26 protein-coding genes are annotated in these 26,196 nt (G+C 60.6%); 13 read left to right on the forward strand and 13 right to left on the reverse strand.

Annotation, left to right across the window (positions count from 1 at the left end; genetic code table 11):
• Positions 1–367 precede the first annotated feature (367 nt).
• The 3 genes from pepF to Q355_RS0113345 form a co-directional block, all read right to left on the reverse strand.
• On the reverse strand, positions 368–2,188 hold the full coding sequence (pepF, locus tag Q355_RS0113335; protein ID WP_027878224.1) for an oligoendopeptidase F: 1,821 nt from the start codon (positions 2,186–2,188) through the stop codon (positions 368–370).
• 26 nt (positions 2,189–2,214) lie between these two features.
• The gene (locus Q355_RS0113340) at positions 2,215–3,555 is read right to left on the reverse strand and encodes a GH1 family beta-glucosidase (RefSeq protein WP_027878225.1); all 1,341 of its coding nucleotides are present in this window, start codon (positions 3,553–3,555) and stop codon (positions 2,215–2,217) included.
• 62 nt (positions 3,556–3,617) lie between these two features.
• Entirely contained in the window at positions 3,618–4,397 is a 780-nt protein-coding gene (locus Q355_RS0113345) for a VOC family protein (RefSeq protein ID WP_036259634.1), read from the reverse strand.
• Between the two features lie 126 nt (positions 4,398–4,523).
• Here Q355_RS0113345 and Q355_RS0113350 point away from each other — a divergent pair, with 126 nt between their 5' ends.
• Positions 4,524–5,351 carry an acetate and sugar kinases/Hsc70/actin family protein gene (locus tag Q355_RS0113350; protein ID WP_027878227.1) on the forward strand — a complete coding sequence of 276 codons (828 nt, stop codon included), beginning with the start codon at positions 4,524–4,526 and terminating at the stop codon, positions 5,349–5,351.
• A 23-nt stretch (positions 5,352–5,374) separates the two neighbouring features.
• Entirely contained in the window at positions 5,375–5,809 is a 435-nt protein-coding gene (locus Q355_RS0113355; protein ID WP_027878228.1) for a hypothetical protein, read from the forward strand.
• 74 nt (positions 5,810–5,883) lie between these two features.
• Here Q355_RS0113355 and Q355_RS0113360 read toward each other — a convergent pair whose 3' ends face one another.
• The gene (locus Q355_RS0113360) at positions 5,884–6,726 is read right to left on the reverse strand and encodes a trypsin-like serine protease (RefSeq protein WP_036259638.1); all 843 of its coding nucleotides are present in this window, start codon (positions 6,724–6,726) and stop codon (positions 5,884–5,886) included.
• Positions 6,727–6,927: 201 nt separating this feature from the next.
• Between Q355_RS0113360 and Q355_RS0113365 the strand changes: the two genes are divergently transcribed.
• The 3 genes from Q355_RS0113365 to groL all read left to right on the forward strand — a co-directional run bounded on the left by Q355_RS0113365 (position 6,928) and on the right by groL (position 9,983).
• On the forward strand, positions 6,928–7,728 hold the full coding sequence (locus Q355_RS0113365; RefSeq protein WP_027878230.1) for a TrmH family RNA methyltransferase: 801 nt from the start codon (positions 6,928–6,930) through the stop codon (positions 7,726–7,728).
• 259 nt (positions 7,729–7,987) lie between these two features.
• Positions 7,988–8,284, forward strand: a complete 297-nt coding sequence (groES, locus tag Q355_RS0113370) for a co-chaperone GroES (RefSeq protein ID WP_027878231.1) — start codon at positions 7,988–7,990, stop codon at positions 8,282–8,284.
• 61 nt (positions 8,285–8,345) lie between these two features.
• On the forward strand, positions 8,346–9,983 hold the full coding sequence (groL, locus tag Q355_RS0113375; RefSeq protein WP_027878232.1) for a chaperonin GroEL: 1,638 nt from the start codon (positions 8,346–8,348) through the stop codon (positions 9,981–9,983).
• A 298-nt stretch (positions 9,984–10,281) separates the two neighbouring features.
• Here the strand turns inward: groL and Q355_RS0113380 are convergent, their stop codons facing one another.
• A complete protein-coding gene (locus Q355_RS0113380) occupies positions 10,282–10,584 on the reverse strand; it encodes a winged helix-turn-helix transcriptional regulator (RefSeq protein ID WP_027878233.1) in 303 nt (100 codons plus the stop codon).
• A gap of 158 nt (positions 10,585–10,742) precedes the next feature.
• Positions 10,743–11,093, reverse strand: a complete 351-nt coding sequence (locus tag Q355_RS0113385; protein ID WP_027878234.1) for a winged helix-turn-helix transcriptional regulator — start codon at positions 11,091–11,093, stop codon at positions 10,743–10,745.
• Positions 11,094–11,219: 126 nt separating this feature from the next.
• On the opposite strand from Q355_RS0113385, the gene Q355_RS0113390 reads away from it, so the two are divergent.
• The 3 genes from Q355_RS0113390 (at position 11,220) to Q355_RS0113400 (ending at position 13,442) form a co-directional block, all read left to right on the forward strand.
• Positions 11,220–11,756: a YceI family protein gene (locus Q355_RS0113390; protein WP_027878235.1), complete on the forward strand. Its 537-nt coding sequence runs from the start codon at positions 11,220–11,222 to the stop codon at positions 11,754–11,756.
• A gap of 91 nt (positions 11,757–11,847) precedes the next feature.
• Positions 11,848–12,828 carry a ring-cleaving dioxygenase gene (locus tag Q355_RS0113395; protein WP_027878236.1) on the forward strand — a complete coding sequence of 327 codons (981 nt, stop codon included), beginning with the start codon at positions 11,848–11,850 and terminating at the stop codon, positions 12,826–12,828.
• Positions 12,825–13,442 (forward strand): alpha/beta hydrolase, encoded by a 618-nt coding sequence (locus Q355_RS0113400; protein ID WP_027878237.1) that lies wholly within the window; start codon positions 12,825–12,827, stop codon positions 13,440–13,442. Before Q355_RS0113395 ends, Q355_RS0113400 begins: the two co-directional genes overlap by 4 nt.
• A 56-nt stretch (positions 13,443–13,498) precedes the next feature.
• Here the strand turns inward: Q355_RS0113400 and Q355_RS0113405 are convergent, their stop codons facing one another.
• Positions 13,499–14,302: an SDR family NAD(P)-dependent oxidoreductase gene (locus tag Q355_RS0113405; protein WP_027878238.1), complete on the reverse strand. Its 804-nt coding sequence runs from the start codon at positions 14,300–14,302 to the stop codon at positions 13,499–13,501.
• Positions 14,299–14,925 (reverse strand): metallophosphoesterase, encoded by a 627-nt coding sequence (locus Q355_RS0113410; RefSeq protein ID WP_027878239.1) that lies wholly within the window; start codon positions 14,923–14,925, stop codon positions 14,299–14,301. Before Q355_RS0113410 ends, Q355_RS0113405 begins: the two co-directional genes overlap by 4 nt.
• A 259-nt stretch (positions 14,926–15,184) precedes the next feature.
• Here Q355_RS0113410 and Q355_RS0113420 point away from each other — a divergent pair, with 259 nt between their 5' ends.
• Together Q355_RS0113420 and Q355_RS0113425 are read left to right on the forward strand one after the other, a co-directional pair.
• A complete protein-coding gene (locus Q355_RS0113420) occupies positions 15,185–16,150 on the forward strand; it encodes a type I phosphomannose isomerase catalytic subunit (RefSeq protein WP_027878240.1) in 966 nt (321 codons plus the stop codon).
• A gap of 44 nt (positions 16,151–16,194) precedes the next feature.
• Positions 16,195–16,761, forward strand: a complete 567-nt coding sequence (locus Q355_RS0113425; RefSeq protein WP_027878241.1) for a thioredoxin family protein — start codon at positions 16,195–16,197, stop codon at positions 16,759–16,761.
• A 58-nt stretch (positions 16,762–16,819) separates the two neighbouring features.
• Here Q355_RS0113425 and Q355_RS0113430 read toward each other — a convergent pair whose 3' ends face one another.
• Both Q355_RS0113430 and ispG read right to left on the reverse strand, forming a co-directional pair.
• Positions 16,820–17,011, reverse strand: coding sequence for a hypothetical protein (locus Q355_RS0113430; RefSeq protein WP_027878242.1), 192 nt, complete (start codon positions 17,009–17,011; stop codon positions 16,820–16,822).
• A 271-nt stretch (positions 17,012–17,282) separates the two neighbouring features.
• On the reverse strand, positions 17,283–18,506 hold the full coding sequence (gene ispG / locus Q355_RS0113435; protein WP_027878243.1) for a flavodoxin-dependent (E)-4-hydroxy-3-methylbut-2-enyl-diphosphate synthase: 1,224 nt from the start codon (positions 18,504–18,506) through the stop codon (positions 17,283–17,285).
• 146 nt (positions 18,507–18,652) lie between these two features.
• On the opposite strand from ispG, the gene Q355_RS0113440 reads away from it, so the two are divergent.
• Positions 18,653–19,132: a redoxin domain-containing protein gene (locus Q355_RS0113440; RefSeq protein WP_027878244.1), complete on the forward strand. Its 480-nt coding sequence runs from the start codon at positions 18,653–18,655 to the stop codon at positions 19,130–19,132.
• 13 nt (positions 19,133–19,145) lie between these two features.
• On the opposite strand, the gene Q355_RS0113445 is transcribed toward Q355_RS0113440, so the two are convergent.
• Positions 19,146–20,123: a DUF1517 domain-containing protein gene (locus tag Q355_RS0113445; RefSeq protein ID WP_245597590.1), complete on the reverse strand. Its 978-nt coding sequence runs from the start codon at positions 20,121–20,123 to the stop codon at positions 19,146–19,148.
• Between the two features lie 152 nt (positions 20,124–20,275).
• Here Q355_RS0113445 and lon point away from each other — a divergent pair, with 152 nt between their 5' ends.
• A complete protein-coding gene (gene lon / locus Q355_RS0113450) occupies positions 20,276–22,726 on the forward strand; it encodes an endopeptidase La (protein ID WP_027878246.1) in 2,451 nt (816 codons plus the stop codon).
• Between the two features lie 83 nt (positions 22,727–22,809).
• Here lon and Q355_RS0113455 read toward each other — a convergent pair whose 3' ends face one another.
• A complete protein-coding gene (locus Q355_RS0113455) occupies positions 22,810–23,577 on the reverse strand; it encodes a sulfite exporter TauE/SafE family protein (RefSeq protein ID WP_027878247.1) in 768 nt (255 codons plus the stop codon).
• Positions 23,578–23,628: 51 nt separating this feature from the next.
• Positions 23,629–24,624 (reverse strand): dipeptidase, encoded by a 996-nt coding sequence (locus tag Q355_RS0113460; protein WP_027878248.1) that lies wholly within the window; start codon positions 24,622–24,624, stop codon positions 23,629–23,631.
• A gap of 211 nt (positions 24,625–24,835) precedes the next feature.
• On the opposite strand from Q355_RS0113460, the gene Q355_RS0113465 reads away from it, so the two are divergent.
• Positions 24,836–26,155 carry a cryptochrome/photolyase family protein gene (locus Q355_RS0113465; protein ID WP_027878249.1) on the forward strand — a complete coding sequence of 440 codons (1,320 nt, stop codon included), beginning with the start codon at positions 24,836–24,838 and terminating at the stop codon, positions 26,153–26,155.
• Positions 26,156–26,196: the final 41 nt, after the last annotated feature.

Here is a 26,196-nt window from a genome sequence, read left to right on the forward strand (position 1 = left end):
GGTTTCAATCCTCACTCGAGCTTTCGCCCGAGTGCAACAGGGCGGCGGCCATCGCCATCGCCGAGGCCATCGAGGTTTCAATCCTCACTCGAGCTTTCGCCCGAGTGCAACGGCCTCATTCTAGCGTGCGTGCTGGACGGGGTTCAAGGGGGGGTTTGCGCGAACCCCCCCAAAAGTGCTTCCGACGCGGGGTGGCGCGGGGTGAGGCAAATGCGGGTTTTCAATGTCCCCTGGCCGATTTCTCGGCTTGCGCGAACCCCCCTGGGTTTTGGCACTTGCTTGGGGTTCGCGCAGTTTCTTAGGGTGTAGGGTACACCAACCTGCCTAAACTGTGCGTGCTTATCCGAACTGCTGGCGGTGAAGGGTTTTACCCCACCAGCCGCTCGAGCTCGTCCACCATGCTTGCAAGTACGGCAAAACCACGCTCCACCGGCTCGGGGCTGGTCATGTCAATCCCGGCAATCCTGAGTGCCTCCAGCGGATACACCGAGTCGCCGGCCTTGAGGAAGTCCAGGTAGCGCTTGGCAGCGGGCTCGCCCTGCTCGAGCACATCGCGGGCCAGGGCGTTGGCAGCCGCGATGCCGGTGGCGTACTGGTAGACGTAAAAAGGGCTATAGAGGTGCGAGAAGTTCATCCAGCCTGCCCCCAGCCGCTCTTTGTCCAGCTCCACCTCGCCGCCGTACCCCTCGGCGAAGAGCTCGGCCAGTCGTTCGATCAGGAAAGGGGCGGTCAGGGCCCCGCCCTTCTCGATGCGCTGGTAGAGCTCGAGCTCGAAGCGGGCCAGGGTGGGCATCACGAACAGGTAGCGGTGGAAGTTGCTGAAGGCTTCCTCCAGCACCGCTAGTTTATGTTCCGGGGTCTGGGCCTCGCGCAAGAGCATGGCCCGCACCAAAGCCTGGTTGAAGTTCGAGGCCACCTCGGCGATAAACAGGCTGTAGCGGGCATAGATGATGGGCTGGGTCTGGCGGGTGAAGTAGCTGTGCATGGAGTGGCCCAGCTCGTGGGCCAGGGTGCTCAGCGAGAAGATATCGTTCGACCAGCTCATAAAAATATAGGGGAAGGTGCCCTTGAGGCCCGAGGAGAAGGCCCCGGCCCGCTTGCCCTGGTTCTGTCCCCAGTCCACCCAGCGCTCCTCGAACAGGCCCCGCCGCATGGGTTCTACGTACTCGGGCCCCAGCGGCGCCATGCCCCGGCAGATAATTTCGGCGGCCTCCCAGAAGCTGATTTTAGGGCTTGGCACCAGGGGGGCGGGCGCGTCGTAGATCGGCGCGTCGTAGCTATGCAGCTTGCCGCCCAGGGCCTTTTTGCGGATGCGCCAGAAGCGGTGCCAGGTGGGCAGGTGGGCCTGGAAGGTGGCCAGCAGGTGGTCGTACACCGTTCTGGGGATGTTGTCGCCGCAGGTGCGGCTTCCGGCCAGGGCCATCTCGAGGCTGTCCTTATAACCCCTCGTACGCGCTTGAAAAACAAAGCTCTTGATGCTGCCCTGCAGGGTGTGGGTGAGGGTGTTCTTGAAGGCCAGATGTCCGTCGGCATACGACTCCCAGGCGGCTTTGCGTACCTCGGGGCTGGGGTGAACCAAAAGTTCGCCGATGGTGCTGTGCGAGACGGGGAGGCTCTGGCCCTGGTGCTCAACTGCTCTAAACTGCATGTCGGCGTTGGTGGCTGCGTTGGCGGTGGCGGCATGGGCCCCCAGGGGGTCGGAAGCTGCGGCCAGCACCGCCTCTACCTCGCCGCTCTGTATGTGGGGTTGGCGGATTTGCAGGGCTTCGAAGTAGTGCCGGTAGATTGCCAGCCTTGGCTCGGCTTCAATGAAGCGCTCGAGGGTCGCTTGGGGTAGGCTGAGTAGCTCGGGCTCGAGGTAGGCCCCTGCTGCGGCGAGCTCTGCGACCACCGCCCGGGCCTCGCCCACCATGCGGGTAAAGTTGGGGTTGGTGCCCTCGGTGGCGAGCTGCAGCGAGGCGTACTGAAGCACTTTCATGGCCTCGAGCATCCGGTTTTGGTGGATTTCCAGGGCCTCGAGCAATACTTGGGGCGATTCCCCCAGCCGTCCGGCAAAGGGCCTGACCGCTTCTACGCCTCGAGCGGCCTCTTCCAGGGCTTTTCGCCACTCAGCTTCCGAGGCAAACAGGGCCTCGAGGTTCCAGGTTTGTTCCTTGGCTAGTTCGGTGCGCTTGGGTAGGGTACTCATCCCAGCCATTCTAACTGACCCGCTGGTCAGTTGGCCAGGAACTCGCCAAACCAGCGCCCAGAGTCCTTTAGGATGCGCTTCTGGGTGGGGTAATCCACATACACCAGCCCAAAGCGGGGCCGGTACCCCTCGGCCCACTCGAAGTTGTCCAGCAAGCTCCAATAGAAGTAGCCCTCTACCGGCACGCCCTCGCGCTTGGCCCGCAAAACCTGGGCCAGGTGGTCTTGAATGTACTTCAAGCGTTGGGGGTCGCTGACCCGCTCGCCCTGGGGGGTGTCGGGGAAGGCGGCCCCGTTCTCGGTGATGAGGATGCGCTTTACCCCTTTGTAGGCGCTAAACTGCCTGAGCAACAGGTAGATGTTTTCTGGCCAGACCTCCCAGCCCATCTCGGTCAGCTCGCCTCCCCGCTCAGCATGGGGTATCTCGCGGGCAAATGTGCCCAGGGCCAGCGGATCGAAGCGCACCTGCTGGCGGAAGTAGGTTTGGAGCCCGATGAAGTCGAAGTCGAAGGCCAGCTTTTCCATATCGCCAGGGCGGATGTAGCGCTTTAGGGCCAGCAGGAAGGGTGCTGCTTTCCAGGGGTAGCCCAGCCCCAGGGCGGGTTCGATGAAGAGCCGGTTCACCACCGCATCGTAGCTGGCTGCTGCAGCGCGGCTGAGCCAGGTGGGGCCAGCGGCCTCTACGTAGGAGGCCGAGAAGGTGGTGCCAATCTGGGCATCCTTTACATTAGCCCGCAAAATGCGCCCTCCTTCGGCCTGGGCCATAGCAGCATGGTGGACAGCGGGCAGGAAGTTGCCAAGGCCCTTGCGGCCAGGGGCATGTTTACCTTGCATATAGCCCAGCGCAGTGAACACGGTAGGCTCATTGAGCACCATCCAGTGCTTAACCTTGTCACCAAAGGCGCGAGCGCACACCTCCACATACTCGCCAAACCAGCTCACAATTTCGCGGTTGGTCCAGCCCCCTTTATCTTCTAGAACCTGCGGTAAGTCCCAGTGGTACAGGGTCACCCAGGGCTTTAGGCCCAGTTCCAGCGTCCGGTCAATCACCCGATGATAGAAGTCCAGCCCTTTGGGGTTAACCGGCCCGGTTCCACCCGGCAGGATGCGGGGCCAGGCCAGCGAAAAGCGGTGAACCTGCATGTTCATCTGGCGGATAAAGGCGATGTCGCCCTGGTAGCGGTGGTAGAAGTCGCAGGCCACATCGCCGTTCTCGCCGGTTTTGATCTTGCCGGGGGTATGCGAGAAGGTGTCCCAGATAGAAGGGCTGCGCCCGTCCTCGCTCACCGCGCCCTCAATCTGATAGGCCGAGGTAGCCACCCCCCAGGAAAAGCCAGGGCCGAAGTCGCTTTTGCTGAAGGCTGTCACGCTTTCAATCTACCCGATAATAGCAGTTTCACTAAGATGGCCCGGGCTGGGCGTGGGTTCGTCTACAGGGGCACAACTTCTACACTGGCGCCGTTGGGGTCGCTCAAGCGCTGGGCGGGGCGGCCCCTTAGGGCCAGCTGGTAGCCCAGCAAGCCGGTGGTATGGGGTGGTGCTGTACGACCTCGAGCCCACAGGTTGATGCCGATGTGGTGGTGGTAGCCATCGGCGGCCAGGAAGCGGGCGCCGGGATAATCCCCCTGCATAAGCTCCATGCCAAGACCCTCGAAGAAGGCCTGGGCTTCGTCCAGGTCGCGCACGTGAAGGTGCAGATGCCCCAGGCTGGTCTGGGGGTCGAGGCCTTCGCTGCCCTCGGCTTCAGCCAAAAGGGCCTCCAGGTCAAGCGGCTTGGTAACCATGGCCAGCCGATCGCCTATAAAAGGCCAGTCCGTTCTGGGCCGGTCGCGGTAGAGCTCGAGCCCGTTTCCCTCGGGGTCGGCCAGGTAAAGTGCCTCCGAGACCCCGTGGTCGGAGGCCCCCTGAAAATGGGGATAGCGGGCTTCGACCAGCCGCCGGAAGACTTTGGCTAGGGCGGCTCGGCTGGGTAGCAACAGGGCAAAGTGGTACAGCCCCAGGGTGGGCTGGGGGCGCAGCGGAGCGCTGGGCTCAGGCTGCAAGGTGAGGGTGAATCGACGGCCTGGAAGGGCCAGTTCGGTCTCTTGCTGCTGGCTACGGATTACCTCGAGGCCCAGCAGATCGCGGTAAAAGGCCAGTTGGCGCCCTATGTTCTGTACCCGCAGGGTCAGCCCGGTAAGTGCCAGGGTTGAGTTTGCGCTCTGCAACATGGCTTTATGTTATCCAAAGCGCTATAATATGTAAAGTTTACAGCAATCCATGAGGGATGGCCGCTGGGGTCTAAAGTGGCTCCAAACCCCCCACAATCCTGGATCGGGCAGGTTATCCTGGGCTTCATGCTGAAGCTTGGCGTAGACTTTGGGCTTTCCAATACCGATGTGGTGCTGGTTGAAGATGACAGCATAGTGGCCAAGCAGACGCTCAAGACCGGGCCTGCCCGTGCGGAAGCTCTGGCTGCCGTGCTGCAAAGCCTGGGTGTGGGGCCGGCCCAGCTGGGGGCCATTGCCAGCACAGGCGGGCTGTCCCGTTTGCTGCCCGAGGTCTTCGAGGGGATACCTGTTCAGAAAATCGGTGAGGTTCAGGCGGTGGGACGTGGTGCGCTGGCCCTCACCGGGCTGCGGGAGGCGTTGGTGGTCTCGGCGGGCACCGGTACGGCTATGGTGCTGGCGCGAGGGGCCGAAGCCCAGCACTTCACGGGTTCGGCGGTGGGGGGCGGAACCCTGCTCGGCTTATCCAGGCTGCTGTTGGGTACGGCCGATCCCCTCGAGGTAGCCCGCCTAGCTGCCCAGGGCAACCCCAGCGGTGTGGACTCCACGCTGATGGACGTGATTGGAGGGGGCATAGGGCACCTGCCGCCCAACGCCACCGCGGTCAACCTGGGCCGGTTGGTAGAAGTGACCAGCCCCAGCCGTGAGGATCTGGCAGCGGGCCTGGTCACGCTGGTGGGCCAGGTAATCGCCACCCTGGCCATCAATGCGGCGCGGGCTGCAGGGCTATCCCAGATTGTGATTGTGGGGCACCTGCCCGACCTGGAGCCCATCCGTCAGGCCTTCGAGCGGGTCTGGTATTTCTACCAGCTCGAGCCCAGGCCCCTTATTGCCCCTATGTCTGGTTGGGCTACGGCCTATGGGGCGGCGCTTTGTGCAGAGGGACGTTTGACATAAATAGTCTGTCGTACACTGAAGCCATGAAACCCCCCGAGGGCTTCTGGGCCCACCTGGAAGACGACAACAATTACGACAACCTCAAGCTGGTTTTGTCGGATGGGGTCGGGGAGGAAGAGCTGTGGCTTTCGGCGCTCGAGCTGGCCGGGGGCCTGGCCCACCTGGAAGAAGACGAGCTGCTCGACCCCAACGAGTCGGCCTGGTCGCACGAGGCCGTGGAGGTGCCCGAAACACAGGTCTCCCCCTATGGCCTGACCCAACGCCACCCCCGGCCCCGGCTCGAGGGGGCCTATCGGGCAGCCCAGGTAGAGCTTTACAACCCCCTGGGTCTTCTGCTCTTGCGCCGGGTGGTAGAGGACGGCGGCGATCTGCTGGAGATCACCACCCCCAACGGCTCGGTCTACACCTTCGACTACGACCAGATCCGGACTTACCTGCGCCCGCTGCTGCCCCACTGAAGCAGGCCGGGCTTGCCTGGGCCGACCAAAAAACCGACCGATAATGTCTACCGGCCGGTTTGCGCCCTTGCGAGCTAGGGTTGCGGGTACAGCCCAAAAGCGGCGAGCCAGTCCAGGTCGTCTTTTCTGTCTACGCGATAGACACCGCCCGTACCGGCGCAGTTGCCGTTTTTACCGAACGAAGTGACCCCGCCAATGACGTTGCTGCTGCCGATGAAATTGGGGCCGCCCGAGTCACCAAAGCAAGTGCCACCGGTGCTAGCGTTATTCGATAGCAAGATGGAGAAGTCGCCGGTTTGGCCTGGTACGTTGATCTGCACCAGGTGCGGCCTTGCCAGCATGCGGACACGTGCAGCTTCTACAAAAACCGGGTTGATTTGCTGCAAGCCGTAGCCCACTGCTGTAAAGGTGACGTTTTTCAGGCCGCGACGGCGGGCCAGGTCGTCGAGCACGTCCTGTTTGGGTAGGGCGCCGTACTGGCTCATGTACATAGGCCGGTTGGCGTCGAGTACGACCACTCCCAGGTCGTAGAGGAAGAAAGCGTTGGGGTTGTACTGCGGATGGGTGTAGGGCGTGCCCCCGGTCTGGCCGGTGAAGGGGAAGCCATTGCCGGGCCTGCCTGCGTCTACGTCGGCGTCAAACCAAATCTCCACCTTGGCGGCGGGGGGTTCGGTGCAGTGACCGGCGGTAAGGAAGATGGTGGGTGACATCAGCGTTCCGCTGCAACGCCACAGCGGGTTTCCATCCGCGTCTTGGGCTACCATCAGGCCCACATAGGGGTGGCGGTTGCCGTCAAGTTCGCCATAGGTGATTTGCGCCGAGACCCCCTCACCTGAGACGTTCTGTACCGAGCTACCACAGGCCGCCAGGGCCAGGGTTAGCGCTGCCAATATAGCGGGCTTACCGAGTTGCTTCATAAGTCCTCCGGATCAATTGTCCCTACGTCTGGAAGGGCAATTCAAAGATATACCCAACGGGGCCGTATTAACGAGAAATTACATCATTATCTGGTGTTACGTACCTTGAAGTTCAGATTACTGAATCCACCCATGCATCTCCAGCCTCCAGCCAGGGGTTGGGTTTAGTGCCGACGTGCAGGGTTGGTTTAGGATGAGCCCATGCGCATTACCTCCACGGCAAACCCCCGTATTAAAGCTGCGGCACTTCTCAAGGAGCGCAAAGAGCGGGAGCGAACAGGGCTGTTTTTGATCGAGGGCTCGAGGGAGGTTGAGCGGGCCTTAGCGGCGGGCCTCGAGCTCGTCGAAGCCTACTGTGCCGAGCACCAGAGCCCCGCCGAGGCCAGGGTGCTGGCCGACCTGGGGCGCGTCGAAGGCCTGAGCATAATCGAGGTTTCCGAGCCGGTGCTCAAAAAGCTCAGCAGCCGCGAAAACCCGGCAGGGGTGGTGGTGGTGGCCCGCAGGCCCAACCCCTCCCTTGCCCACTACAAGCCGCCCAAAAATGCCCTGCTCTTGGTATCGGTGGGGCTGGAAAAACCCGGAAACCTGGGGGCCTTGCTGCGCTCTGCCGATGCCGCCGGGGCCGACGCGGTGCTGGTGGCGGGTGGGGTAGACCTCTATAGCCCCCAGGTGGTTCGCAACTCCACAGGCGTGATTTTTTCGCTGCCCACCTTTGTTGCCAGCGAGCAAGCTGTTCTGGACTGGCTGGTGCAGCACCAGATACCCATGCTGGCCACCACCCCGCACAGCGACCTAACCTACTGGGACGTGGACTTGCGAGGGCCGGTGGCTATCGTGATGGGTACGGAGCACCAGGGGTTGAGCCAGGTGTGGCTCGAGCGAGCCACACAAAGGGTCAAGATTCCCATGCAGGGCCAGGCCGACAGCCTCAACGTGTCGGTAACGGCAGCCCTGATACTGTACGAGGCAAAAAGACAGCGCTGCCCTCCTGAAACCGAATAGGGTCTACCCTATGCACTGGGGTTTGCCCAGGTGCTTTGGTGGGCGGTTTGGGAGCAGGTCGAAGAATCGCTTGCATGGCTTCAGCTGCGGCGCTTTTTGCGGCAGCCGGAATGCCCAGCTTGATATGAGTAGACTCAACTGTCTTGGGTCTTACAGCCCAGCCCTCTTGACATTCTTCTGGAAAGACCCGAATAATATAGAGCTGGGTTGACACTCTAAACCCAAGACTGTCAATAAACCGCAATAAGGAGGAAATTCTATGGCAACAGCAACCATGCTCAGACCCCTCGGTGACCGTGTGGTGGTCAAGCGCATCGAAGAAGAAGCCAAGACCAAAGGGGGCATCGTGCTGCCCGACACTGCCAAGGAAAAGCCCCAGAAGGGCAAAGTAATTGCCGTGGGTAGCGGGCGGGTGCTGGACAACGGTACCAAACTGCCCCTGGAAGTGAAAGAGGGCGATACCGTGGTCTTTGCCAAGTACGGCGGTACCGAGATTGAGATTGACGGCGAAGAGTACATCATTCTCTCTGAGCGCGATCTACTGGCTGTGCTGTAAGAAGCCTGAGGCTGTTAGCCCGTTTTAACTCGAACAAAGCAAGACCGAAAGGAGCATAACAATGGCAAAAATGCTGGTTTTTGATGAAGCTGCACGCCGGAGCCTCGAGCGCGGCATGAACGCAGTAGCCAACGCTGTAAAGGTAACCCTTGGCCCCCGCGGGCGTAACGTGGTGCTGGAAAAGAAATTTGGCAGCCCCACCATTACCAAAGACGGGGTAAGTGTAGCCAAGGAGGTCGAGCTGGAGGATCACCTGGAGAACATCGGCGCCAAGCTGATGATCGAGATTGCCTCCAAAACCAATGACATTACCGGTGACGGTACCACCACCGCCACTGTGCTGGGTCAGGCCATCGTGCGCGAAGGTCTGCGCAACGTGGCTGCTGGCGCCAACCCCCTCGACCTCAAGCGCGGCATCGAGAAGGCCGTGGAAGTGGCCATCAAGAATATCCAGGAGATGGCCGTGCCCGTCAACGACCGCAAGGCCATCTTTGAAGTGGCCAGCGTTTCGGCCAACAACGACGCCGAGATCGGCAACCTGATTGCCGATGCCATGGAGAAGGTGGGTCGTGAGGGCGTGATTACGGTTGAGGAGTCCAAGAGCCTCGACACTGAGCTGAACTTCGTGGAAGGGTACCAGTTCGATAAGGGCTACATCTCGCCCTACTTCGTCAACAACCCCGACGCGATGGAAGCCCAGCTCGATGAGCCCTACATCCTCATCACCGAGAAGAAAATCTCCAACGTGCGGGAGCTGCTGCCCATCCTCGAGCAAGTAGCCCAGACCGGCAAGCCCATGCTGATCATCGCCGAGGACATCGAAGGCGAAGCCCTGGCTACCCTGGTGGTCAACCGCCTGCGCGGCACCCTCAACATCGCTGCCGTCAAGGCCCCTGGCTTTGGTGATCGCCGTAAAGAGATGCTCAAAGACCTGGCGGCCATCACCGGTGGTACGGTCATCAGCGAGGAGCTGGGCTTCAAGCTGGAGAACGCTACCCTCTCGATGCTGGGTCGCGCCGAGCGTGTGCGCATCAGCAAGGACGAGACCACCGTGGTGGGTGGCAAGGGCAAGAAAGAAGACATCGAGGCCCGCATCAACGGCATCAAGAAGGAGCTCGAGACCTCCGATAGCGAATACGCCAAGGAGAAACTGCAAGAGCGCCTGGCCAAGCTGGCTGGTGGTGTTGCGGTGATCCGTGTGGGTGCGGCCACCGAGACCGAGCTGAAGGAGAAGAAGCACCGTTACGAAGATGCCCTCTCCACGGCCCGCGCCGCGGTGGAAGAAGGCATCGTGCCTGGCGGTGGCGTGGCCCTGCTGCGCACCGTGCCGGCCATCAAGAACCTGATCAAGGAGCTCGAGGGCGACGAGGCCACCGGCGCCAAGATCGTGCTGCGTGCCATCGAGGAGCCTGCCCGTCAGATTGCCTCCAACGCTGGCTATGAAGGCAGCGTGGTGGTCAACAACATCCTCAGCAAGAAAGACAAGAGCTACGGCTTCAACGCCGCTACCGGCGAGTATGGCGACATGATGGAGTGGGGTATTGTTGACCCGGCCAAAGTAACCCGTACTGCCCTGCAGAACGCGGCTTCCATCGGCTCGCTGATCCTCATGACCGAGGCTGTGGTGGCCGAGAAGCCCGAAGAGAAGAAAGCTCCTGCCGCGCCCGCGGGCGGCATGGGCGGCGACATGGACTTCTAAAAATCCCCCTAACTTTCGAATCCCCTCTCCTTCGCTAAAGGAGAGGGGGTGGCTTTTAGAACGCTCTTCGCAGTTATTGAAGCACTCAAAAACTTGTTTGCGTTGTACTGCATAGCACAGTGGCCTCCTGGATGGGAGGCCAGGTCTGTGAAGATGTGATAATCCCAGCTTTGCTCACCTGGACTCCAAGCCACAGCGAACCGCCCGACCCCAAGGTTTGTGTGATAGTGCCGCGCACACCTGCGCGCCCTGCAAGACAAATTGCCCAGTACAACGTTTTTTGTACCGGACATCGTTTTCAGGGGGCTGTGCTTTCCCAACGGGCAAGGGCCTCGAGGGCAGGTTTTAGCGCCTCGCCCCTGGGGGTTAGGGCATACTCAACGCGCGGTGGAACCTCCTGGTACTCGGTTCGGCTAATCAGGCCCATCTCCTCGAGCTCTTTCAGGCGCAACGACAGGCTTCTTGGGGGCAGGGCAGTGGCTTGCTGTAATGCGCCAAAACGCAACGCACGCTGCTCTAGCGAGCGCAATATGGTATACACCCCGCGTTGACCCAATACTTCCAGCACATCTTCGAGGTGCAGCGGTTTAGATTTCACCATAATCCTAGCCTATCCAAGGCCTTTCCAACCCAGGTATATTGGCGCTACAAAGCAACCATACGGTCGGTTTGGAAATGATTCTAACAAATACAACCGAACCAACACCGGCAAGGGTACAGCTTGCCAAGCAAGTGCGGATGGCTCGACCAACCGATTGATTACTCGACTGGCCCAGGAAGGTACTGGCGCCCCCAGCGGTCTATGGCCTCTATAACGGCCTGTAAAGCCTGCCCGGCCTCCGTTAGGGCATAGCTGGTTCGTGGGGGCATGGTGGAGTGAATGGTTTTGGAAATGATGCCCAGATGCTCTAGTTTTTCAAGGCGCTGGGCCAGGGTTGCCGGGTTGCAGCCGCCGACCGCCCTGGATAACTCATTAAAGCCTTTGGGGCCATTCAATAAACTACGAATAATATGCAAAGTCCATTTCTCCTGTAATACGTTAATCGCTTCGTAAACAGGACAAAAGTTGTGGTCTGCCTCTGTGGCTTCTGAAGCGACAGCTTTAGCCATACTTGGCTAATGATAGCACACTTATTGCTTTTTTTGCCCAAATGCTTGACAAAACAAAGCGCTATATAATAACATACGCTAGCTGATCCGAAATGACCCAGCAGATCGAAGCAGGAGGAGCCTTATATGAAATGGAATCTGGATAGCAGCCACACCACCGTTGCCTTCGCTGTAAAGCACATGGGCTTTTTTACCGTACGCGGCCAGTTCAAAAAAGTTGCTGGTACTGTTTTGACAGACGAACAGGGTGCCCCGAGCAAAATTGAAGTGGCGATTGATGCCGCCAGCATTGAAACAGGTGACGCCCAGCGTGACAATCACCTGCGCTCACCCGATTTTCTGGATGCCGAGCAATACCCCGTAATACGCTTTGAAAGCAGCCAAATTGAAACACTGGGCCAGAATAAGTACAAAATTCACGGCCTGCTGACGATTCGTAATACTACCCGGCCGGTGGTGCTCGAGGCCGAGGTGAGCCCTGCCATCAAGGACCCCTGGGGCATGACCCGTATCGGCGCGACAGCTTCGGGGGTCATTAACCGCAAGGACTGGGGGCTTACCTGGAACCAGGTGCTCGAGTTCGGGGCATTGCTGGTGGGGGAAGAGGTGAGGTTCGAGATCGAAGTCGAGGCGGTTGCGGCCCAGTCTGAGGTTGCTGCGTGATATTCTGGCCGGTTGCTGTGGGTCTCACCTCATTCCAGGGCCAAGAACAAGGGGGCTCATGCTTGTTTACCTCCATGCGAAAGGAGCTGGAGTGAAAACCGTTAGCGGACTTCACCACATCACCGCTATCGCCAGCAAGGCCCAGCGCAACCTGGATTTTTACGCGGGGGTGTTGGGGCTGCGCCTGGTCAAGAAGAGCGTAAATCAGGATGACCCGGGCACCTACCACCTTTTCTACGCCGATGCAGAGGGGCGTCCTGGCACCGACCTGACCTTTTTCCCCTGGGAAAGTATGGCCCCCACCCGCAAAGGCACCGGGCTTGCGGTGGAAGTGCAGCTCGCAGTACCGCAAGGAAGCCTGGCTTTTTGGGAGGCCCGCTTACAGGGTTATGGGGTGCGGCTGGGGGCTGCCGAGGAGCGCTTTGGCGAGAAGGCCTTGCCCGTGCGCGACCCGGATGGCCTCGAGCTGGCCCTGGTCGAGACCGCGCCCCGTCCCTTTAGCCCTTGGGAACGTACCGATGTGCCGGAAAACCGCCAGATTATGGGCCTGCACGGTGCTCGGCTGTGGCAGCAGGCCCTGGCCCCCAGTGCCGATTTTCTGACCCAAGTGATGGGGTTTGAGTTTGCCGGACACCAGGCGGGCTGGAGCCGCTATACGGTAGCGGGCGGCGGCTCGGGAAAATTTGTGGACATCAAAGAACTGCCCCACCTTCCCAAGGGCCAGTGGGGAACCGGTAGCATTCACCACCTGGCCTGGCGCGTAGATGACACCACCCACGAGATGGAGGTGCGCAAACGGATTCTGGCCGCGGGAATCCCGGCCACCCGACAGATCGATCGCTTCTGGTTCAAGTCGGTTTACTTTAACGAGCCAGGAGGTGTGGTGTTCGAGCTGGCCACCGATGGCCCAGGTTTTACCGTGGACGAAGACCCCGCCCAACTGGGGGAAGCGCTGGTGCTGCCCCCCTGGCTGGAACCGCAGCGCCCGCAAATCGAGGCGGTGCTGCCCAGGCTCGAGGCCCCCAACCCGAGCGCGTTCAGAGATGAAAGCCCCTCCCGACGGTTTGCATGACATCCCTATCCTTTGTCCATCATTTTGAGGCTGGAACCCTAGCCAGCACGCTGTTGTTGCTGCACGGCAGCGGCGGCAACGAACACGATCTGTTGCCGATGGCGCACCAACTGGCACCCGGTGCGGCGCTTCTTTCTCCCAGAGGTAAGGTGCTGGAGAACGGTGCTCCGCGTTTTTTTAGGCGCCTGGCCATGGGCGTTTTTGACGAAGAAGACCTCAAAGCCCAGGCCGCCGACCTGGCCCAGTTTGTTTGGGAGGCCACCCGTCGCTATGGCCTAGATGCCAGCCAGGTATATGCGCTCGGGTATTCCAATGGCGCAAACATGGCCGCGGCCCTGATGCTCTTGCACCCGGAGGTACTGGCCGGGGCGGTTTTGCTGCGTCCGGTGTTGCCTTTGGAGGTATCGCCACTTCCCAATCTGACCGGGAAAACCGCCTTTCTGGCCGCCGGAACCCAGGACGCCTGGTCGCCTGTGGCACGGGTGCAGGCCCTGGCAGACCGCTTGGGAAAAGCCGGTGCGCGGGTACAGCTACGCTGGCAACAGGGGGGCCACCAACTCCATCCGGAGGAATTGTCGGCAGCCAAAGCCTGGCTGGAGCAGAACCTGGCCTGAGCTGATGCGGCCTTTCGTCAACACGAATAGCAAAATGCCGCGCATTTATGGTCGCCCTATGGCCCCTTGCGCCTGGCTCCGGTATTCCAGGCCAGGTGTTCGGCGAGCCGAGGGAGCCAGCGGGCCAGCAGGTCGAAGGCGTAGAGCTGCCAGGGCACAAACATAATCCTGGCCTCGAGCTCGATGGCCCGCGCGATGCCTAAGGCGGCCTGGCGTGAGGTGATCTCGGGAATAAACCGCCCCACTTTGGGGATGCGGTTTTCGCTATGGGTGTTGCGGACGAAATACTCGCTATCGCTAATTTTGCCCGGAAAAAAAGCACAAACCTTGAGATTGCTGTGATACAAATCGGCCCGCAGGGCCTCGGTAAGGCCATGCAGGGCCCAGCGGGCAGCCACGTAACCGGTAGCCCCCGGCCAGACCAACCTGCTGGCGGGCGAGCAGACCGAGAGAATGAAGCCCTGGTTTCGTTTCAGCATGGCCGGCAGAAAAACCCGGGTCAAATAGGCTGCGGCAAAGTAGGGGGTGTCCATCAGGCGCTGTAGGTCTTCTATGGGGGTTTCGTCCAGAAAGCGCCACTCACCTGCCCCGGCGCTGTGAATCAGAATATCGGGGGCGCCCAGTTCCCCAAGTATCTGTTCGCCCAGACGGACTGCCTCCTGGGGTTTGCTCAGGTCGGCGGGAAAAGCCCAGGCCGCTCCACCTGCCGAGACGATTTGAGCGGCAAGCTGCCCCAACTCGGCTTCTCGGCGGGCCACCAGCACCAGCCGGGCTCCGCGTGCGGCGAGCTCGAGGGCCGCGGCTTTGCCAATGCCACTGCTGGCCCCACTGACGACGCACAGTCTTCCGGTGATGTTCATAGCTCGATCAGCGTGTACTCAAAGGCGTTGATGACCCGTACCCCCTCGGGGCTGGTGTACTCACGCCTGGGCTGGGCTTCGTAGAGGTGAATATGGCCATGTACATGTATTTTGGGCCGGTAAAGGCGGTGGAACAAGCCCAGGGCCGTGCTGCCCCGGTGGGCAAAGTCGGATCCGGCGTGAGGCCCCGGGGGTGGGGCGTGGCTAAGCAGGATATCTACCCCGTGCCCCGTGCGCAAACGGCGTGGCAGCAAGACCGGATACCAGGACAAAAACCGGGCTTTAGCGTCGATTTCGCTGTACTGGCCGATGTCGCGGTCGTTGTAGCGTGGGCACCCCCCCCAGCCGGCAATCCTGACCCCCGCCACCTCCACAATGCGCCCATGGGCCTTGATGGCGCCACCCGGAGGCGTTAGGTTGCCCAGGTAATCCTGGACGTACTCTTCTTTGTGGTTGCCATGCACATACACCACCGGAACCCGCACCTTGGTGGCCACAAACTCGATAAAACTGCCCGGAAGGTCTCCAGCCAGTAGCACCAGATCGAAAGCGGGCAGGTTGTAGGGAAAGCGCTCCTGGTAGATAAATGGATGAACCTGGTCGGAGAGCGCTAAGATACGCATTGCGGGATGCTCCTGTTGCAGTCTGCTATTTTTGCCGACGCCAGCGACAAAAAACCTTGGCCGCAGAGCAATTGCACCTTTGTGGCCTTGCGGCGTTTTCTCTGAAAACCATTCTAAAATGCGGGGCTCGAAAGGCAATCGGTTTCACAAATAGACCCAAACATAGACCAGCATCGTTGGGTTTGTCAAATCTCGGTACGGGGCGGGATTGGTGCATTTGGCCTGCTGGTTGGGTTTGCGAGGCTGTAGTATCGGCAGCATGAAACATACTGTGGTAGACCTCGAGGCCAAACCAGTGCAGCGGGTCTGGGGAGGAACCCGCATTGCTGAGCGGCTTGGCCTGCAAACCCAAGACCCCATTGGGGAGCTCTGGTTGGCTTACGACCAGAACCGCATTCGCTCAGGGCCGCTGGCGGGAAAAACCCTAGTGGAAGTTTTGCCAGAACTTGGCGCCGACTTTATCGGTCAGGCCGCTTACAGCAAGTATGGCCTCGAGCTCCCCCTGCTGGTCAAATTCCTCGATACGGCCGAGTGGCTCTCGGTGCAGGTACATCCCGATGATGCCTATGCCCATACCGTCGAGGCGGCCAGTGGCTTTCACGGCAAGACCGAGGCCTGGTATATCCTCGAGGGCGAGGGGGAAATTGTCTATGGCCTGCGCGAACCCTTGGCACGCCAAAGCCTGGCCCAGGCGGCCCAGGACGGCACCCTCTGGGACTGGCTGCAGCGCGAATGGGTGACATCGGAGCAGGTGATCCCCGTGCCAGCAGGAACCATTCACGCGCTGGGGCCCGGTCTGCTGCTCTACGAGGTGCAGCAGCGCTCCGACCTGACCTACCGCCTCTACGACTACGGGCGGCCCCGCGAACTGCATTTGGAGAAAGGGCTTGATGTGGCCAAGCTCGAGCCTACCCCAGTTCCGCACCTCACCCCGCTACCTGCGCACCACAAAGAAATCCTGCTGGCCTGCGCGGCGTTTGTGCTCGAGCGCTACCAGCTACGTGGCCGACTTACCCTGCGGGCACCCGAGGATAGCTTTTTGCTTTTGACCCTGGTAGCGGGGGGCGCAGAGTGGCTGGAAGGTTCGCTCTCCTGGGGGGATACCTTGCTGATTGGGGCCGGGGAGGCCATTGAACTGACCGGTCAGGCCCAGTTTCTGGGTACGTTCGTGCCCTCATCGGACTGGCTCGAGGGGTATCCAAACTCGGTGCGGATGTTTCAATAAGCACACGTTATTTCTTTGGTTGTGAAGTTTGCTAGCATTAAACCATGCTGCAGTATGACCAACTATCCTTGGGTGCGGGCCTTATTGAGGCGGAGCTGCCCGATCTTTCGGGCCAGACTGTGCGGCTTTCGGCCTTTGGCGAGCCGTTTTTGGTGGTGATGTTCATCTGCAACCACTGCCCTTACGTCAAGGGCTCTATCCGAGAAATTGTTGCGCTGGCCGAAAAATACCGGGGTAAGGTGGCTTTCGTGGGCATCAACCCCAACGATTACGAGCGCTACCCCGAAGATTCACCGGAGGCCATGCAGACCTTTGCCACGGCGCACAACTTCAACTTCCCCTACCTGCTCGACCGAACCCAGGCCACCGCAAAGGCCTATAAAGCCCTGCGTACCCCAGAAGTCTTCGTCTTCGACCAGAGCCGTAAGCTCCGCTACCATGGGCGGGTCAACGACGCCCCTAAAGACCCCTCCAGCGTGCGAGAGCATACCCTGGACCTGGTGTTAGCGGCCCTAGTACAGGGGCAGGAGCCCCCCGTTACCGAAGCCAACGCCATTGGCTGTACCATCAAGTGGAAGCCCGGCAACGAGCCTAGCGTGACCATTGGCTGAAGGCAGCGCACTGGAAAAGCGGCGACCCGGGCCGCCGCTTTTTTTCTTTGTCGCTGCACTACTCGTGGTTCAGGTCGTAGGTTTCGATGGCCTCACCCCAGGCCCTATTCATGCGGAAGCCATCCCAGATGGCCTTCACGGAGCTCTTGGTGGGGGGGCGGCTGAGAATCAGGCGTGCAGGACGGATCAGGCGGCTCGAGCCCTGGTACTGCGTCATTGGGGTGTTGCTCTGGGTCAGGGTGGTCTCCATGGTATTCCCTCCTTGGATACCAGGTTAGGTAAGGTGTGTCATTTATGTAAGCGCAAACTCGAATACTTATACACAGCAAGCAAAATATACACAAAAAATACAACACAAAAGTTATTGTAGAAACCAATGCACTACACAAAAATCGGCCTAAAATGGTGTAACCAGACCTACTGCTACTCGAATTGCTGCCGTACTTGCCCTGGGTGTACTCAGAAATACCAGCCGACCACATGAAAGGCGGCTGGACGGGTGGGGTCTGCGTGGAAGCGGGTTAGGCCATCTGCTTGCCAAAGCGCTTCTGAATGTATTCCTCCACCATACCCATAAACTCCTCGGCGATATGGTCGCCCTTGAGGGTGGTGACCAGCTGCCCGTCGATATACACAGGAGCGCGGGGGGCCTCGCCGGTGCCGGGCAGCGAAATTCCGATGTCGGCGTGCTTGGACTCACCAGGGCCGTTGACCACGCACCCCATTACCGCTACCTTGAGGTTTTCGACGCCAGGGTACTGGTTTTTCCAGACCGGCATCTGGGTGCTCAGGCGGGTGGAAACCTGCAGGGCCAGCTCTTGAAAGAAGGTGCTGGTGGTGCGTCCGCAACCAGGGCAACTGGCTACGCTGGGGGTAAACTGCCGTACCCCAATGGATTGCAGGATTTCCAGGGCTACTTCTACTTCCTTAGTGCGGGGTTCGCCGGGGGCCGGGGTAATGGAGACCCGAATGGTATCGCCGATGCCTTCGGCCAGCAGGGGAACCAGGCCCGCGGTGCTGGTCACGATGCCGCTCACGCCCATACCGGCCTCGGTTAGCCCTAAATGCAGCGGCGCATGGGTACGCCGGGCTAGTTCGCGGTAGACCCACCAGAGGTCGGGTGCATTTGAAATCTTGGCCGATAGGATGATTTTATCTTCGCTGAGGCCATACTTCAGGGCCCATTCGTAGCTACGAACCGCCGACTCTACGATGGTCTCGAGCGTGACCTGGTGGGCATCTTTGGGTTCGGAGCGGGCGGCATTGGCGTCCATCATCTCCTCGAGCAAGCCTGCGTCCAGCGAACCCCAGTTCACCCCAATCCGCACCGGCTTGCCGTACTCCACCGCCACCTCGCACATGGTGCGAAAGTTGGGGTCCTGTTGTTTGCCTTTTCCCACTGTTCCGGGGTTGATGCGGTACTTGTCCAAGGCCAGCGCCATCTGGGGGTACTTGCGCAACAGAATATGGCCGTTGAAGTGAAAATCGCCCACCAGGGGCACATCCACACCCAGGTCGGCCAGGCGACGCTTGATTTCAGGTACGGCCAGAGCAGCTTCGTCATTGTTGACGGTCATGCGCACGACCTCGGAGCCCGCGCGGGCCAGGGCCCAGACCTGAGCTACGGTGGCCTCGATGTCGGCAGTGTCGGTATTGGTCATGGATTGTACCACCACCGGGTGGTCGCCCCCTTTGGGTACTTTCCCCACCCAGACCGTCGGTGTTTTGCGGCGTTTGACTACCATACTCCCAAGTCTAATATCCTCCGGCCAAGCGAATAGTAGACCAGGGCAGGGGTAGGCCCGAACAGCGGCCCATTGGGCGTGTTGGACTGGCGGGAGCGCTTCCCCTGATACAAGTCACAGACGCAAAAATTGGGTAATCTTGGGCTATGGCGATTCACGTAGGAGACCGTCTACCCGAGGTAACCGTGTTCAACACTTCTGCCGAGCCGGTATCGCTGGCGGGGCTGGCACAAGGAAGGCCGGGGGTATTGCTTTTTTTTCCGGCTGCACACACCCGGGTGTGCGAAAAGGAGCTGTGCACCTTCCGCGATGGGCTGGCGGAGTACAACCAGCTTGGGGTTGAGGTGTATGGCCTGAGTGTGGACACCCCCTGGACCCTGGCCGCTTATGCCAGGTCGCTGGGTCTGGCCTTTCCGCTGTTCTCCGATTACAACCGGGAAGCCACCCGGGCCTTTGGGCTCGAGATTAGCCTGCGGGGTCTACCCGGCTTTTCCCAGCGGGCGGCCTATGTGTTCGAGGCTTCCGGCCGCATCGCCTGGGCCTGGGTGGCCGAGGTGGCGGCCCAGGAGCCCCCCTACCTGGAGGTGGCCGAAGCGGTGAAGGCCCTGGCCGAGGCCAGGGTTTAATGGCATCCGGTGGCTAGAGCAGCTCGAGTTTGGGCCAGCCCAGCAGCAAGTCCTGCTCGGTGAGGGCTTCGCCCTCGGACTCGGGGGTCCAGGCCACGTAGGCGGCCAGGGTGTTGGTGGGGCTCGAGGAGGCCAGGGCCATTAGGGCCTGGCGCACCCCCTCGCGGCGCAAGGGGGTGGCTACCGGGGGCAGGCTGCCCCTCACGGCCAGCAACAGCGTTACCAGCAGGTAGCGCCCATCGGGTTCGGCCCTGGGCTGATAAGCGCCCTGAACCACCTCTTTGCCTTCGAAGTGCCGGTAGGTTTCAACAAACTCCGAGCGGGTCTCGGTCATCCAGGCATCGAACTGCCCCTCGGCTTTGTCCAGGCTGCCCATCCAAACCTCATACATGCCATACCGCCAGCCAGCCTGCTCGCGCAGCAGCAACACGGCGGTGTTGTCTATCAGGTCGGCCAGCCCCCGCACGCTCTCGGTATCGGCTACCTCGGCATTGTGGCGCAGGCTGGCCTGCAGCTGGGGGCTGTAGAGGGTGGCTAGTCGAAGCCGGGCCACTGTGCTCTCGAGCTCGCTGCCTGCTCCAGCGCCAGTTGCGGCCCGTTGCAACCCCCGCACCATCGAGAGGCTGACCACAACGATGCCCACAATGAACACTAGTGCGATCAGGTCGAAGTTGTAGCCCGCTCCTGGAGTTACAAAAACGGGCGGTCGGGTGCTGGGATAGCCTGGGGCACTGGGGGGGTAGGTGGGGTAGCTGGGATACCGGCGCGGGGTTGGCAGGGGCAGGGAGGGAGCAGGCGAGGGATTGACCCTGGGAATGGAGGGGCTCGAGCGGGGTGCCGAAAAGCCACCGCGACCGCCCACACCGCCTCCACTGCGCTGGGCGATGGCACTGCTCCATCCCGGCCCGCCCAGACTGTTACCGGCTGGACTGCTGGGCCAGGAAACCAGGGCCCATAGCAATAGAAGAACCCAAACCCCAGTGCGTCTCATCCGTTTCAGCATACGGCATTGTGCTGGGGGTTCTTATTGCCATTGATATAATCAGTAAACTTGATAATAATAGACTCAGGGTGCAGACCCACTCGAGAAAAACCCCCAATGGTGGGACTGCCTGTACACTTGCGATAGATATGGAGTTGATTATGAACGACAAAACCGAAAAAAATAACACTAACCTTCCCGAGAGGCTCCCGGTATGTCCGGTACGAGGCTCGGTGATTTACCCCAGCATGGTCATGCCCATCGATGCGGGGCGGGCTATATCCATACGGGCCATCGAGGCCGCTTTATCCCAGGAGCGGGTCATCCTGATCGTCAGCCAGCGGGACAAAGAAGTAGAGGAACCCGGCGCGGACGACCTGTACGATGTGGGCACCGCCTGCAACATCCTCCGCATGCGCAAAAACGCCGATGGCTCGGTGCAGATGCTGGTACAGGCCTTTGCTCGGGTAAAGGTACAGCAGTATTACCAGGCCACCGGCTACCTGGAAGCCAGCGTGATGCGGCTGCCCGAGGTTGAAGGCAAGGCTACCGAGGTGACGGCGCTATTCCGCGAGGTCAAGGAGCGCTTTGAGAACCTGCTGCGCGAGGGCAAGTATGTCTCGCCCGAAGTGGCGCAGTTTGTGCTGAACCTGGAAGACCCTTCGCAGCTGGCCGATTACATTGCCTTCCACCTCGACTTCAAGCTGGAAGACAAGCAGCAGATTCTGGCCACCCCCTCGGTGGTGGATCGCCTCAAGCGCATTGCCATCTTGCTGGATGCTGAGCTGGACCTGGTGGAGACCCAGCGCCGTATTCAGCAGCAGGTGAAAGAAGAAATTGATAAAAACCAGCGGGAGTTTTATCTGCGCGAGCAGATGAAGGCCATCCAGCGCGAGCTTCATGGTGAAGAGGGCGAGGTGGAGGTGGAGGAGTTCCGCCAGAAAATTGCCGCTTTGAACCTACCTGCAAATGTTTTGCCTGAAGTGGAGCGCGAGCTTTCCCGCTTTGCCCGCATGCACCCCGACTCGGCTGAAGCCAGCGTGGTGCGCACCTATCTGGACTGGATCATCAACCTTCCCTGGAACACCCGCACCCAGGACCAGATTGACCTGCGGGAAGCCAAAAAAATCCTGGATGAAGACCATTATGGGCTGGAAAAGGTCAAGGATCGGGTGCTGGAGTACCTGGCGGTGCGCAAGCTGAAGCTCGAGCGCCAGCAGAAGGGCGAAATTCCGCCAGAGGAGGTTTCCAAAGGCCCCATCTTGCTGTTTGTGGGGCCGCCAGGGGTAGGGAAGACCTCCATCGCCAAGTCCATCGCCAAGAGCCTGGGCCGTAAATACCACCGCATCTCGCTGGGTGGGGCCCGCGACGAGTCCGATATTCGAGGCCACCGCCGCACCTACATCGGGGCCATGCCAGGACGCATCATCCAGGGCATGCGCCAGGCTGGCAGCAAGAACCCCGTCATCTTGCTGGACGAGGTAGACAAACTGGGGGTTTCTTACCAGGGCGACCCGGCAGCGGCCTTGCTCGAGCTGCTTGACCCCGCGCAAAACAAGGAGTTTACCGACCACTACCTGGGCGTTCCGTTTGACATGAGCGAGGTGCTCTTTATCTGCACCGCCAACTTCCCCGAGAACATTCCCGGGCCCCTGTTCGACCGCATGGAGCTGATCGAGTTTACCAGCTACATCGAACAGGAAAAGCTCGAGATCGCCAAGCGCTACCTGCTGCCCCGTCAGATGAGCGAGAATGGGCTTAAGGAAAACCAGGTACACATCACCGAGGCTGCGCTGATGCGCCTGATTACTCACTACACCCGCGAGGCCGGGGTACGCAACCTCGAGCGCGAGATCGGCACCTTGTTGCGTAAGTCCGCTCGCTCCATTCTGGAAAGCGGGAAAAAGCGGGTACGCATCACCGAAGCCGACCTGGAAAAATACCTTGGCCCGGCGCGCTTCCAGCCCGAGTCGGAGGCCAGAACGCCCCAGATTGGGGTGGCCACGGGGATGTTTTACACCCCGGTAGGGGGCGACATCATGTTTATCGAGGTCTCGGTCATGCCGGGCAAAGGCAACCTGATTCTGACCGGTCAACTTGGCGACGTGATGAAGGAGTCGGCGCGTGCGGCCCTTTCGTACGCCAAGAAAAACGCAGCTCGCTTTGGTATCCCCCTCGAGCGATTCGATAACTCAGACGTGCATATCCATGTTCCAGCGGGCGCCGTGCCCAAAGAAGGCCCCTCGGCGGGCATTGCCATTACCGCAGCGCTGGTCTCGGCCCTGGCCGAAATCCCGGTGCGCAACGATGTGGCTATGACCGGAGAAATTACCCTTACCGGGCGGGTGCTGCCCATTGGGGGTGTGAAAGAAAAGGTGCTGGGCGCTCGCCGTGCGGGAATCCGCGAGGTGATTTTGCCTAAGCAAAACCAGCCCGACCTTTCAGACATCCCTGCTTACCTGCGCCAGAACCTTCAGTTTCACTTTGCCGAGGCGTTGGACCAGGTGCTGGACTGGACGCTGGTAGGAGGGCTGCGAGCCCTCGAGCACAAGGCAGCGCCCCCCTCGAAGAAGACCCGCCGGGGCAAAGAACAGCCTGTGGCAAGGGCATAGTGCGGTCTTCAAAAGGGCTGTCTCAGAGCGGTTTTCATGTGCTGGGTATTCGTGGGAACCGATCTTTAGATCAACCGGGTTGGTTACGTAGCCTGGGGGCTGGTTTTGGGTCTGGCCCCCACGTAGCGCAGAGCTGTCCAGATCAGTACCCCAGAAAATACCAGCCTAAGCCAGAACTCAGGTAGCTGGTTGGCTACCAAACCGCCGGCAAAGGCCCCGATCAGAATGCCCACAACCAATCCCGGCACATACTCCTGGGCCAGGTTGCCGTGACGGTAGTGGGTATAAGAACCCACCAGCGCCGATGGCACCATAGCCAGCAGGGAAGTGCCCTGGGCTGTGTGCTGCTCGAGGCCCACCAGCAGCACCATAATCGGTACCGTAATGGTGCCACCACCCACGCCCAGCAAGCCTGAGGCGAAACCCGCTGCTGCACCCGTAACGATGAGTGGAATAATCTTAAGCCATCCTTGCAAGGGCTCGTCGACATGGGGGATGTAGGGTTTGAGCAACAGGCTCAGGGCAACCACAACCAGGTACCAGCCGAATATCCGCTTGAGTTTCCACTCTGGTAGCCGGTTGGCAAAACGTGCACCCCAGTTGGCCGTGAGCATGGCGCTGGGGAAGATGACCAGGGCAGCCAACCAGTCCACTGTGCCCTGGGTGGCGTAGGTAAAGGCTCCAACCAGGCCTGTAAAAACAACCATTACCAGGCTCGTGGCCACAGCGTGGTGTTGGGATAGCTTTAGAAAGATCGACATCAGCGGGACGGCAACTATACCGCCCCCCAGCCCTACCAACCCCCCAAAACCTCCCGCAATCAGGCCGATCCACAGACTAGTGAGATTCACAGCCCCCGTTATACCATGCCCCACAAGATTTTAGATTCAAAATCCCGAGCTTTAGCCAAGCGCGACTTGTAGCCAGCGCAGCCAGTTCTCGCCAAGGACACTGCGCTGGAAGGGTTCGGGAACCAGCCGGGCGATTTTTTGCAGATCGGCGGGCTGGTCCAGCCCATACGGGTTTTCCTTCATGCCAAAGCCGCCATCGAAGTCGGAGCCGATGCCTACCCTGTCCCAGCCGATTAAACCTGCGGTGTGGGCCAGGTGCTGGCCCACCACTTCCAGCCCCACCCGCTCCATGCCGCGCTTCCAGTTGTGGTCGAGAAAAAACCCGTACAAAACCGTGCCGATGACCCCCTGGCGTTCGCCAATGGCCCGGATCATGGCGTCGCTCAGGTGGCGGTTGGAGAACTCGAGCCCCTCGCCCCCCAGCAAGGCCCGGGGGTTGCTGTGGGTAGCACAGACCGGGCCCTCGAATACCTCGAGGGCCTGCCAGAAGGCCTGTTCGTCCATGTGGGAAAAATCGAGGGCCAGCCGACTTTCGTGCATGGCCTGCAGGAGCTCGAGGCCCAGCTCGCTCAGGCCGCCGGGCTCGCGGGTTCCGCCACAGTAGCGGGTGCGGTTCCAGGCCGGGCCAATCAGCCGAACCCCTTCCGACTTCCAGAAAGCCACCTCGCCAGGCTCACGGATGCACTCGGCGCCTTCAATCAGGATCAGCAGGGCTGTAATCCTGTCCTGAGGCCACAACGCCAGATGCCTCGCCAGACTGGCCCGGTCGCGGAGGATGCGCACCCAGCCCTGCTCTTCCCAGCGCAGGTATACCTCCAGCTGCTTGCGGGCCTGGGCGTGGGCGCTTTGGGGGTCTGTGTACCGGCGCGGATCAACCCACAGGGTGGCGAAGCAGAGGCCCACACCCCCTTCGCGTAGGGCAGGCAGGGTCACGACCGGTATCTCGGCGCGGGCGTCGCGTGCACGCAGCTCTGCAAGCGGCAGGGTCAGGTCGCGCCCCAGGTCCAGGGCGTTATGGGCCAGGTCGAGGTGAGCATCTACAATCATGCCTTCAATACTAGCGTGGTTCTGCAACACAGCCAGACGGCTGAGAAATGCCTCTGATTTGTTCTTTTTCCGGGGCCCCCCTGAAGCGCGGGTAGCAGCCTGAAAAACCATGATGCTCCAGCCTGTCGCTAACGCAACGATTCAGGCGGGGTTCATAGGATTTGTAGGTCAGACTCCTGCAAGCAAAGGCTTTTGCCCTTAAAACCAGGCCATGAATCTTGTCTGGCACCGCGCCGACCTTCGCCTGCACGATAACCCGGCCCTGGTCGAGGCTTTGAAGTCCGGCCCGGCCCTGGGGCTGGTGGTTTTGGATGCCAACATCCTGCAAAACACCAGCCCGCGCCGACGCGCCTGGTTTTATCAGAACACCGCGGCCCTGCGTGAAGCCTATAAAAGCCGGGGGGGCGTTCTGCTGATTCGCAGTGGCCTGCCGTGGGTGGTGCTGTCTGAGCTGGTTCGTGAGCTTGGGGTACATCGGGTTTACGCGGTTCGCAACTCGACCCCCTATGCCCGCTTTCGTGACCAGAAGGTGGAGGAGGCTCTGCCGGGGTGGGTAACCTGGCTGGAAGGGCAGTACATCCAGGAACCCGGCAGCATCCTGAAGCCCGACGGGGGCCCTTACACGGTCTTCACACCGTACTCCCGGCGCTGGTGGGCTGCTGGGGTACCGGTTTTGCTCGAGGCCCCTGCTCACTTTCCGCCCACACGCCTTCCCCCGGGCTTAGACCTGGGCACCATTCCCCAAGAAACCCCGGATGTGCTGCTGCCACCGGCGGGTGAGGAGGCTGCGCAAAAGGCGCTCGAGGTTTTTTTGCGCGACAAGCTGCCCAGCTACCACCAGACCCGCGATGCGCTGGCCGGTGAGGGAACCTCGAGGCTCTCCTACTACTTCACCCTGGGGGTGCTTTCACCCCGCCTGGCTGCCCAAAAGGCTTTGCAGATCGGGGGTGAAGGGGCCCGCAAATGGGTTAACGAGTTGTGCTGGCGTGACTTTAGCGGCGATCTGCTCTACCATCACCCGCAGATGATGACCCAGGCCTTCGACCCCCGCTGGAATGAACTGCCCTGGAACGACGATGACGAGCTTTTTGAGGCCTGGCTGTGGGGCCAGACCGGTATACCGGTGGTGGATGCCAGCATGCGCGAACTGCGGGCCACGGGCTTCTTGTCCAACCGAGCCCGCATGGTGGTGGCGCAGTTCGCGGTCAAACTGGCCCTGCTGCCCTGGCAAAAATGCGAACGGGCCTTCCGCGACCTGCTCTTGGATGGCGATAACGCCTCCAACCTGCAGGGCTGGCAATGGGCCGGGGGCTTGGGGGTGGACGCGGCCCCCTACTTCCGCGTATTTAATCTGATTACCCAGGCTGAAACCCACGACCCCAGCGGTATCTGGCTAAGGCGCTGGGTGCCCGAGTCGGAGGGCCGGCCCCAGCCCTACCAAAACCCGTTGCTGGATTTGCATCTGGCCCGCAAGCGCTACCTGGCCGTTGCTGAGAAAATTGCCAAAAAGCCCCTTGTAGAGCGGATGTAGCCTGGCTGAACCCAGGCTGCGGCTATGTGTAAGGATTGTGT

The sequence above is a fragment of the Meiothermus cerbereus DSM 11376 genome, from assembly GCF_000620065.1.
GTDB lineage: Bacteria > Deinococcota > Deinococci > Deinococcales > Thermaceae > Meiothermus > Meiothermus cerbereus.

Coding starts and splice junctions, on each gene's coding strand:
- Q355_RS0113345 (WP_036259634.1), bottom strand. CDS start 4,397: ATGTTGCAGAGCGCAAACTCAACCCTGGCACTTACCGGGCTGACCCTG.
- ispG (WP_027878243.1), bottom strand. CDS start 18,506: ATGGTAGTCAAACGCCGCAAAACACCGACGGTCTGGGTGGGGAAAGTA.
- Q355_RS0113380 (WP_027878233.1), bottom strand. CDS start 10,584: ATGGTGAAATCTAAACCGCTGCACCTCGAAGATGTGCTGGAAGTATTG.
- Q355_RS0113465 (WP_027878249.1), top strand. CDS start 24,836: ATGAATCTTGTCTGGCACCGCGCCGACCTTCGCCTGCACGATAACCCG.
- Q355_RS0113365 (WP_027878230.1), top strand. CDS start 6,928: ATGCGCATTACCTCCACGGCAAACCCCCGTATTAAAGCTGCGGCACTT.
- Q355_RS0113400 (WP_027878237.1), top strand. CDS start 12,825: ATGACATCCCTATCCTTTGTCCATCATTTTGAGGCTGGAACCCTAGCC.
- Q355_RS0113445 (WP_245597590.1), bottom strand. CDS start 20,123: ATGAGACGCACTGGGGTTTGGGTTCTTCTATTGCTATGGGCCCTGGTT.
- Q355_RS0113390 (WP_027878235.1), top strand. CDS start 11,220: ATGAAATGGAATCTGGATAGCAGCCACACCACCGTTGCCTTCGCTGTA.
- groL (WP_027878232.1), top strand. CDS start 8,346: ATGGCAAAAATGCTGGTTTTTGATGAAGCTGCACGCCGGAGCCTCGAG.
- Q355_RS0113405 (WP_027878238.1), bottom strand. CDS start 14,302: ATGAACATCACCGGAAGACTGTGCGTCGTCAGTGGGGCCAGCAGTGGC.
- Q355_RS0113420 (WP_027878240.1), top strand. CDS start 15,185: ATGAAACATACTGTGGTAGACCTCGAGGCCAAACCAGTGCAGCGGGTC.
- Q355_RS0113440 (WP_027878244.1), top strand. CDS start 18,653: ATGGCGATTCACGTAGGAGACCGTCTACCCGAGGTAACCGTGTTCAAC.
- Q355_RS0113360 (WP_036259638.1), bottom strand. CDS start 6,726: ATGAAGCAACTCGGTAAGCCCGCTATATTGGCAGCGCTAACCCTGGCC.
- Q355_RS0113385 (WP_027878234.1), bottom strand. CDS start 11,093: ATGGCTAAAGCTGTCGCTTCAGAAGCCACAGAGGCAGACCACAACTTT.
- pepF (WP_027878224.1), bottom strand. CDS start 2,188: ATGAGTACCCTACCCAAGCGCACCGAACTAGCCAAGGAACAAACCTGG.
- Q355_RS0113355 (WP_027878228.1), top strand. CDS start 5,375: ATGAAACCCCCCGAGGGCTTCTGGGCCCACCTGGAAGACGACAACAAT.
- Q355_RS0113430 (WP_027878242.1), bottom strand. CDS start 17,011: ATGGAGACCACCCTGACCCAGAGCAACACCCCAATGACGCAGTACCAG.
- Q355_RS0113410 (WP_027878239.1), bottom strand. CDS start 14,925: ATGCGTATCTTAGCGCTCTCCGACCAGGTTCATCCATTTATCTACCAG.
- lon (WP_027878246.1), top strand. CDS start 20,276: ATGAACGACAAAACCGAAAAAAATAACACTAACCTTCCCGAGAGGCTC.
- Q355_RS0113460 (WP_027878248.1), bottom strand. CDS start 24,624: ATGATTGTAGATGCTCACCTCGACCTGGCCCATAACGCCCTGGACCTG.
- groES (WP_027878231.1), top strand. CDS start 7,988: ATGGCAACAGCAACCATGCTCAGACCCCTCGGTGACCGTGTGGTGGTC.
- Q355_RS0113350 (WP_027878227.1), top strand. CDS start 4,524: ATGCTGAAGCTTGGCGTAGACTTTGGGCTTTCCAATACCGATGTGGTG.
- Q355_RS0113425 (WP_027878241.1), top strand. CDS start 16,195: ATGCTGCAGTATGACCAACTATCCTTGGGTGCGGGCCTTATTGAGGCG.